The sequence below is a fragment of the Lysinibacillus sp. 10T31 genome (genome assembly GCF_056394365.1).
On record NZ_JBFTHS010000097.1, the window covers coordinates 1 to 8588 of the forward strand.

The 8588-nt window shown below is 33.3% G+C and carries 7 protein-coding genes and 1 pseudogene; 4 read left to right on the plus strand and 4 right to left on the minus strand.

Annotated features, from left to right (window positions below):
* The coding region (locus tag AC1DCY_RS26350) for an IS3 family transposase (protein WP_477355447.1) at window positions 1–111 on the plus strand (111 nt) is incomplete at its 5' end.
* Between the two features lie 374 nt (window positions 112–485).
* Window positions 486–902 (plus strand): YjdF family protein, encoded by a 417-nt coding sequence (locus AC1DCY_RS26355; RefSeq protein ID WP_477355426.1) that lies wholly within the window; start codon window positions 486–488, stop codon window positions 900–902.
* A gap of 268 nt (window positions 903–1170) precedes the next feature.
* Here AC1DCY_RS26355 and AC1DCY_RS26360 read toward each other — a convergent pair whose 3' ends face one another.
* The gene (locus AC1DCY_RS26360; protein WP_477355429.1) at window positions 1171–2739 is read right to left on the minus strand and encodes a glycoside hydrolase family 10-like protein; all 1569 of its coding nucleotides are present in this window, start codon (window positions 2737–2739) and stop codon (window positions 1171–1173) included.
* 831 nt (window positions 2740–3570) lie between these two features.
* A complete protein-coding gene (gene pdxR / locus AC1DCY_RS26365) occupies window positions 3571–4962 on the minus strand; it encodes a MocR-like pyridoxine biosynthesis transcription factor PdxR (RefSeq protein ID WP_477355432.1) in 1392 nt (463 codons plus the stop codon).
* A 73-nt stretch (window positions 4963–5035) separates the two neighbouring features.
* Between pdxR and AC1DCY_RS26370 the strand changes: the two genes are divergently transcribed.
* On the plus strand, window positions 5036–6265 hold the full coding sequence (locus AC1DCY_RS26370) for an MFS transporter (RefSeq protein WP_477355438.1): 1230 nt from the start codon (window positions 5036–5038) through the stop codon (window positions 6263–6265).
* A gap of 165 nt (window positions 6266–6430) precedes the next feature.
* Here the strand turns inward: AC1DCY_RS26370 and AC1DCY_RS26375 are convergent, their stop codons facing one another.
* Together AC1DCY_RS26375 and AC1DCY_RS26380 are read right to left on the minus strand one after the other, a co-directional pair.
* The gene (locus AC1DCY_RS26375) at window positions 6431–6811 is read right to left on the minus strand and encodes a hypothetical protein (protein ID WP_477355441.1); all 381 of its coding nucleotides are present in this window, start codon (window positions 6809–6811) and stop codon (window positions 6431–6433) included.
* 170 nt (window positions 6812–6981) lie between these two features.
* Window positions 6982–7548 (minus strand): ABC transporter ATP-binding protein, encoded by a 567-nt coding sequence (locus AC1DCY_RS26380; protein WP_477355444.1) that lies wholly within the window; start codon window positions 7546–7548, stop codon window positions 6982–6984.
* Window positions 7549–8242: 694 nt separating this feature from the next.
* Between AC1DCY_RS26380 and AC1DCY_RS26385 the strand changes: the two are divergent.
* Window positions 8243–8311, plus strand: a pseudogene (locus AC1DCY_RS26385) (hypothetical protein); the annotation flags it as partial.
* Window positions 8312–8588 lie beyond the last annotated feature (277 nt).

Consider the following 8588-nt stretch of genomic DNA (forward strand, 5'->3'; position numbering starts at 1 on the left):
AAACGAGAAGTGAAAAGTTATATGATGTATTACAACCATTATCGAGGGCAATGGAACTTGAAAAAGCTGCCGCCTGCAAAATACAGACAGCAGCTTCAAAAAGTCGCCTAGCTTTTTTTCAAAATGTCCTTTACAAAGGGTACACTTTAGCAACTCAATGATCTTTAATTAACGCACTCCGTTAGTTTAAGTGCGATTCATCACAAATTCTTAGATATTCGCAATTAAAAGTGGATCCCACCATATTTATTAATTTCCTCATATTGTTCATTAATAAGATATTTTATTTTGTATCAATTTCAAGTCAATTAATAATTAATATCCAAATTTTTCATTACAAAAATTGCTATATCGTTTATAATACATACTTGAATGAAAAAATACGATTCGGTTGGTAGTCCGGATGCATCATAATTTTGATGTCAATAACCTTCCCCTCCTTGGGATGTCCATCATTCGAGTTTAATTTTAAGGAGGGACCTACTATGAAACTAACCATTTGCTATGATGGACAATTTTATATAGGGCTAATAGAAAACATTTCCGAAAATAAATACAAAGCATACCGGTATATTTTTGGAAAAGAACCTAAAGATCAAGAAGTCTATGATTTTGTAAATACGAATTTGTTGGATTTTATCAAAAATAATGATAAATATAGCGGAATACCCATCCAACAAAATAAAGTTAAAAAAATCAACCCTAAAAGACTTCAAAGAAAAGTAGCGAAAGAACTTAAAAAACCTAGTATTTCTACTAAGGCTGAAGAAGCGATTAAAGCAGAAATGGATCTTAGAAAAAAAGAAAAATCTGTTACCTGCAAACGACTAAAAGAAGAACATAAAGAATATATTAGGAATATCAAAGTTCAAAAGTCTAAAAATAAACATAAAGGTAGGTAATTCATTCTTTTTACTGACAACATTAGTTGTCAGTTTTTTTATTATTTGATTACTGAAGTTGCTTTAAAATAAAGTTTGATCAAAAATTCTTCACAAACCAGCATTTTACGATAAATAAAAAGAATCCATTTTGAAAAAAGATTGATCAAAATGGATTCTTATCCCTCAAATTAAAGATTGGTTTTTATAAAAAAGATCGATTATTTTCTACCAATAGGCTTTGGATCTACAGGTTTTTCTGGTTGCTCTGGCCCTTCAGGTGTTGGCTCTATTGCTGCTGGTAAGAATTTCCGTCTTTTAGAACAAAAGCAGTTTTACTTTCCACACCCGTAGCAGATATAGACTTTATACCATATGTGTATACTTTACTATTATTTGCAATAGTATCTACATAAACAGTATTACCTTGTGTGTTATAAACCACGTCTACTATATTTTTAACATCCTCATATGATCCTTCTTTTGTTCCATCAAATCGGTATATTACATATTTCCTTGGTTGAGTACTATTTTCATCTGTAATAGTAAGCTTCATGCCGAAAGACTCTTTACTCAATTTAACATCAGTTGGACTTAAAGGTATTGCAGAGCCTTTCCAATAAATTGTAGGTGTTAAAGCTTTATAATTGTATAGTTGCTGATTTAGATAAGAAGCATATCCAAGAGCGTTATTGTTAATACTTCTTAGAGAAAAATGCATTTGTCCTTGAGCATTTTTATTTGCTCTGTTGGCGATTACTTGGCTGATAAGTTCCGTCTTATTATTCCATGCAGTATCAGAATCATTTCCAACTTTATGATTGGCCATGCCAATATATAGATTAACAGGATGGACTTTTGCGTACGTTTGAACTTCTCTTCCCCACCAATCTAATAAAACAGAGTAATTTGCTGCTTTATGATTTCTTGACCAATAGATTTGAGGAGCAATATAATCGATACTTCCATCTTTAATCCACTGTCTTGTATCAGCATAAAGATCATCGTAGTTACTCATTCCATTCGTGTTACTACCAGTAGAATCTTGCCCTTTGTTTCGCCAAATTCCAAACGGAGATATTCCATATTGAACATGAGGTTTAATTGCCTTAATGCTTGCATAAACCTTTTTTACTAATTGATTAACATTATTTCTGCGCCAGTCTTCAATATTCTTGAATGAGCCACCATACTTTTTAAAAGTTTGTTGATCTTGAAAAGTCTCTCCTTTTATTTTATAAGGATAGAAGTAATCATCCATATGTACAGCGTCGATATCATAGTTGCTTACTAATTCTTCTATGGTTGATAATAAGTAATTTTGAACTTCCGGCAAACCAGGATCTAAATAGTATTGTTTACCGTATTTCACTACCCAATTAGAATTTTTACGGGCTACATTATCGGCAGCAAGATTAGACAAAGATTGCGAAGGCATAGTGACCCTATATGGGTTTACCCAAGCATGAAGTTCTAATCCTCGCTTATGTGCTTCGTCCAGCATTATTTGCAATGGATCAAAACCCGGATTGGTCCCTTGTGTATTGCCTGTTATATACGATGACCATGGAGCAAGCTTAGACGGGTACAGTGCATCATTTAATGGCTTAACTTGAAAAATAACTGTATTAAAGTTATCAGCTTTTAATTTGTCTAAGGTACTTTGAACCCATTGAGTATATTGGGTTTTACTCATACCTGCCTTCATATCAATATTAGATACTGTTGCAATCCAGGCTGCACGCATTTCATTTTGAGGTAGTGAATTAGCTGTAGCCTTTTGATTTGTAAAAACAGGGATAAGTAAAAGTAAAACAAAAAAAGTTACTAAGCACTTTCCAAAAAAATTTTTAAACATAAATAATGAAATCTCTCCTTTTAATTCTCAGCTATTAAAACCTAGCTGTTACTATAACCTAAGTAAATACCATATCAGCCTATTCTATAAAAGTAGGAACTGATTTAATCCTTCCAAAAAGTGTCTTACAGTAATTAGGTCTGTAGCATTTTGTCGGCAGGACCCTCTATTGGTAATTTCAATTGTTTGCGAAGCTCGTTGGAAAATTTTATTCTTTTTTCTTCGCTCACTATATAATACCACAAATATCCAATTATTCTCCCTTCTCCGGTAATTTCCATTTGTTTAATATTCTTGACGCCAATTTTATGAGAGCGTTGAATAGCAATCATTTGGTCAATTGTTAAGTTCGTTGATAAAGTGGACCATACGGTGGAAGGATTGGAAGAAATTCTTCACAAGATAAACATCAATTTTAACATAAATGTCCAAAAAAAAATCATCTAAAGGATAACTAAAGAGATGATTTTTATCAAACTTTATTACAAATTATCAATTTTTATAAACGTTCAATCTTTTTTACAAAGCTACAACTGCACATTTTCTTTCAGATATTCATTCAATATAGTGATAGAATTTAAAATTTCGCATTGGTATATCTGTTTAAAGTAACCTTCTTCTTCAACTAAACTGCATCGTTAGCCATCCATGTCGCTTAAAATCAACACTACACCACAGAAAATGAAAGATGATTACGTTCTTTCATGGGAGTTTAAGTGCAATTTCTCACAAACCCTCTTCAACCAATCTTGTTAGAAATTCAATTGTCCAATAGTAGTAACAAACTTAAAATCTTAACTTAATAGCGATGGGGTTGTACCTCTAATAAGATTACAACCAAATTTTTGCTAGTTGAGATACTCCTTTTATTATCTTTTCTTCACATAAATTACCCAATCCAAGTTGAATATGTGGATATTGTGGTACATATTCCGAGAAATATTTTGAGCAAGGATAAACTATAATTCCGTGTTCAAATGCCCTTTCAATTAGCATTTTTTCACTCATTTTTGTTTTTACTTCGATAATAAGGGAAATTCCGGAGCTACCACCTTTTATTTCAACATAATTCTTAAAGTGTTTTAGTAATTCCTTATTCAATAGATTCATTTTACGTTTATACAATGCTTTCATCTTCCTTAAGTGTGGGTACCAATATCCTTCATTCATAAAGGTTGCCAGCGTTCTCTGATGAATAGCTGAGGATGTTTGCTCAAGCAAAGGGAGTATCTTTTTATATTCAATTACTAGACTCCTAGGCAAAACCATATAACTAACACGGATAGAAGGTAGCAATGCTTTTGAAAAAGTTCCTAAATATACCACCCTATCATTAGAATCTAAACTATGAAGAGACGGTATAGGTTGATGGATGTATCGAAATTCACTATCGTAATCATCCTCAATAATATATCCTTTCACTCTTTTTGCCCATTGAATTAACTTTAATCTTTCATTGACAGGGATAGTTACTCCATATGGGAAGTGATGAGTAGGAGTAATATATAAAAGTTTTGAGGGCGACTTTAAAAGCCGTTCGACTTGGATGCCCTGTTCTTTTACCGGGATTGGATCAATGATAAATGATTGAAGAGCAAATAGTTCCCTTGCCACATTATATCCAGGGTCTTCTACTGCCAAATAATGATAGTCTTGCTTTAGCAACAGCGACAAAAGAAATAACAAGTGTTGTGTACTACTACCAATAATAATCTGTTCAGCAGAAGTATTAACCCCTCTTGATTGAAACAAGTAATCTGCTAGCTCCTTTCTTAATTGAATATCGCCTTGTTTTTCTCCGTATGAAAACATGCTAGAGTCATTTATGATTTTGTTTGTAATCATTCTCCACTTTTTCAAAGGGAAGTTCTCTTGATCCACTGTCCCAATCTTAAAGTCAATAAATTTTATGTCATTTTGATTTTTTTCATGTTGGTGTTCTCTAATAGGTTCATAAGTAAGCATCTCATCCGTTATAGTTGCATCTACAAAAAAACCCTTCTTGTTCTCACTTCGAATATATCCCTCCGATTGCAATTGTTCATAGGCTACCTGAGTTGTGTTCCTGCTGACCTTTAATTGGAGAGCAAGTTGTCTAATTGATGGCAACTTTGTATTCCTTTCTAATTTTCCAGATAAAATCTGAGTTCGTATATATTGATAAACTTGTTGGTACATAGGCGTGTTACTTTTTCGATTGATATTAATTATTAGTTCATTCATCGTTGAAATACCTCATCTGTCATTTGCATTTATTATAAACTGTACCTTTTAGAAATGACAGTATAACTGAATAATGAATTTAGAAAAAATTTTGATCTGGGAGGTGGAAATATTGGATAAACCCCGATTATGGACAAGGGATTTTATCAGTATTGCCATTACTAATTTTCTCGTGTTTACAGCATTTTTCTATTTATTGGTTACACTACCTATATACGCTATACAAGAATTGCATAGTGACGAATCTGAAGCTGGACTTATTACTACAGTTTTTTTGATTGCATCCATCCTAACACGCCTATTTGCAGGTAAATGGTTCGAAAAGGCAGAAAAGCATGTCGTTTTTATAAGTTCCCTCCTTGTCCTTTTCACAGCTTCAATTTTGTATTTTATTCCTCAATCTCTGATTGGCTTACTAATTCTCCGCTTTTTTCATGGAATTGGTTTTGGAATGGCCACAACGTCCACTGGAGCAATTGTGGCCGATCTCATCCCGGAATCTCGCAAAGGAGAGGGTATGGGGTACTATGGACTAACGCTAAATCTTGCTATGGCTATTGGTCCCTTTTTGGGTTTGACTGTTATGCAACAAACAGGGACAAATGTAATGTTCATTATAAATGTATTTTGTGCTCTCTTTGCACTCGTTGCAGGGTTACTTGTTAAATTACCTAAGAAAGCTTCTATGCCAGAAAAGGTAATTGAACGAAAAACAAATATTAAATTTGGAGGTTATTTAGAAAATTCCGCCATTCCTGTATCATTGGTCTCAGCTTTCTTTGGAATGATTTATTCTGGAATTATCTCCTTCGTTTCCATATATGCTAAAGAGCAAAGTTTAGTGGAAGCTGGTGGTTATTTTTTTGTTGTGTACGCAGTGGTACTTTTAATTTCCCGACCATTTACCGGAAAATGGTATGATTTATTCGGGGCAAATATTATAATTTATCCAGCTATTTTATGCTTTGGAGTCGGTACTTTTTTATTGAGTATATCGAATACGTCCTTGTTATTTCTTACATCAGCAGCCTTTATTGGAGTTGGGTGGGGAACCATGTTTCCAAGTTTTCAAACCATTGCTATTCAAGTAGCACCACCTAAAAAGAGAACATTAGCTACGGCTACATTCCTTACTATATATGATTTTGGGTTCGGCATTGGATCATTTATCTTTGGTATTGCCGCAGCTAAATTTAATCATGGAACATTATATTTTTATTGTTCATTCCTTATAATAATCGGAATTGGTATTTATTATTTACTGCATGGTAGAAAACCTTCACATTCTATTGTGAAAAGTTAAAGAAAGAGATTAATTAGGTATTTTTGGTCAAAACAATGCTGTGTGAATATGTTTCATTTGTTGTTATCAGAAAAAACAGCATAAAAAAATATGATTATTTTTACGATATTGCCATGTAAAGTTTATCTACTATAGGGAAATGAGATTCGAAGAATAATACTATAATCAATAAACAACAGTGGTGAACGTTCTATTTAGTTCAATTAAGACAAATCCTGCAGTTGCAATAATAAATGACTTGGCAATACTGGACATTAGAAGAATCTTATCTGTTATAGGCGTAATGAAAAGTCTTTTTTCAATTCCTTCCGCACGATTCATTACCTGATCAAAACCAAAGGCAAAGAATACTACTGAAAAACTAATTAGGACAATAAACGATGGTGTATACATTTGAACATAGTTCATTCCTCCGCTATAGGTTGCATTACTGAACATTTGTCCCATTAAAATATATGTTACTGGCGGTACAACAACTGTGAAAACCAAATAAAATAACTCTCTAAAAAACATGATTAAGTCATATTTAATTTGTGTTAATAACATCTTTTCTCCTCCTTATTTAGAAATTTTATCAAGATAAAAGCTATTAATAGACTTATAACCTGATTTCAATATATTTTCTGGCGTATCATATACTTCGGTTACACCGTCGTTGATGAATAGAACTTTATCACAGTAGAGTTCTATTTCGTCCATGTAATGAGTCGATAAAATCACTGTACTGTCATTTTTTTTATATATCCTGTGATGCTTTCCCATAATATGTTCCGCATATGAGGATCCAGACCGGTAGTCGGTTCATCCAAAATAATCAAACGCGGTTTTGAAGAAAAAGCAATCGCTAGGCTAACCTTTTGCTTCCAGCCTCCAGATAAATTATCAAAAAACGTATTTAGATGCTCTTGCAATTCAAACTCTTCGATAATTTCATTTAAATCTACTTTGCTACCATAATAGGCACGAAAAAGATCTAGTAATTCTTTTACTTTTAATTTTTTATAAAACTGTGTAGGCTGAAGTACAGCAGATATATTACTTTTGATTTCTTCCAGCTGAACTTGATCAATTTCCTTTAAGTTATTACCAAAAACAGCTACCTTACCGTCATTATAATCATTAATCGTCATTAAAATTTCCAAGAATGTCGATTTCCCAGCACCATTTTTACCGATAACACCAATAATTTCACCTTTTTTAGCAGTAAAGTCTATTCCTTTCAGAACAGCTTTTTTCCCATAGTTCTTTGTTAATTTTTCTACCTTTACATTATAATCCTGCATGGTTCACCCTCCTAATTTACATACATACTATAACTCGAGAATTCTACTGTTTTTCATTCCATGCATACAATCTGCTCCTCTATACTTAGATGTCCAAAGTATTTGATATAGGTGTTCTATTTTTATTCCTAACTGTCAACAAGATTCCCTGTGGCCGCACTTGTTTTACAAGTACAGCTAATTTGAACAGGCAGACTGCTGCATGATTAGGAAATTACCTTCTCCTTTAGGTGTTCTATGAAACTCTAATAGACTATCTACTTTTCACAAAATAGGTTATGAAGTGATACTTCACGTTTCTGTCAGCCCCCCGGATAAGCACATACACTTTAACACCATCTTTCCACCTTATTTATCCGATACGGTCTTCAAAAGAAACGCTTTGTTTTATTGAGCAAACTCATTCTGAACTAGCCTTATATATAGTAGTGTTCCTAGGGCAGGTGTGTTACTTCCTTCAGAGATTGGAACTTGCACCCTAAAGTTCATGTGCAAGCTACGCATACCACTAAAAAAAGCACCAGCAAGATGCTGATACTTTAGGTCTGTTAAATGCATAATCAAATGGTTTTTTATTAAATTGATAGAAATTCTTGCTGTTTATTTATTTTAAAATGTTTTAACGAGCGGACCCTCCTAACTATGAAACATCAAGTTTAACTACGGCATATAATCCGCACCCACTCCAGCTTCTTTAATCCATTCTGACCGAAAGCCTACGAAAGATGAAATCTTAGAATTATCGTTTCCATGGAAAAACTAGGAATCATACTCTACCTTTTATTTATGGCGTGTCCATTATCTTAGTTTTAAACCAAGGCGGATAATCTACCCAACTGCCAGTTCCTTGACCCTCTTTAATCCACCTATCGATTTTAAATGTTCTTTTTCTTTTGGTTCTAAGTCAAATGTTGGGGTGATGTGATCTTTTAGCACGTTAACCCAGATGAACCCCGATATCTTTATACTTTAAATTTAATAAGATTTTTGCTCGAAAGTGATCGAAGCGTCGAAAGCCATATGCATTCCGTTTCATCACT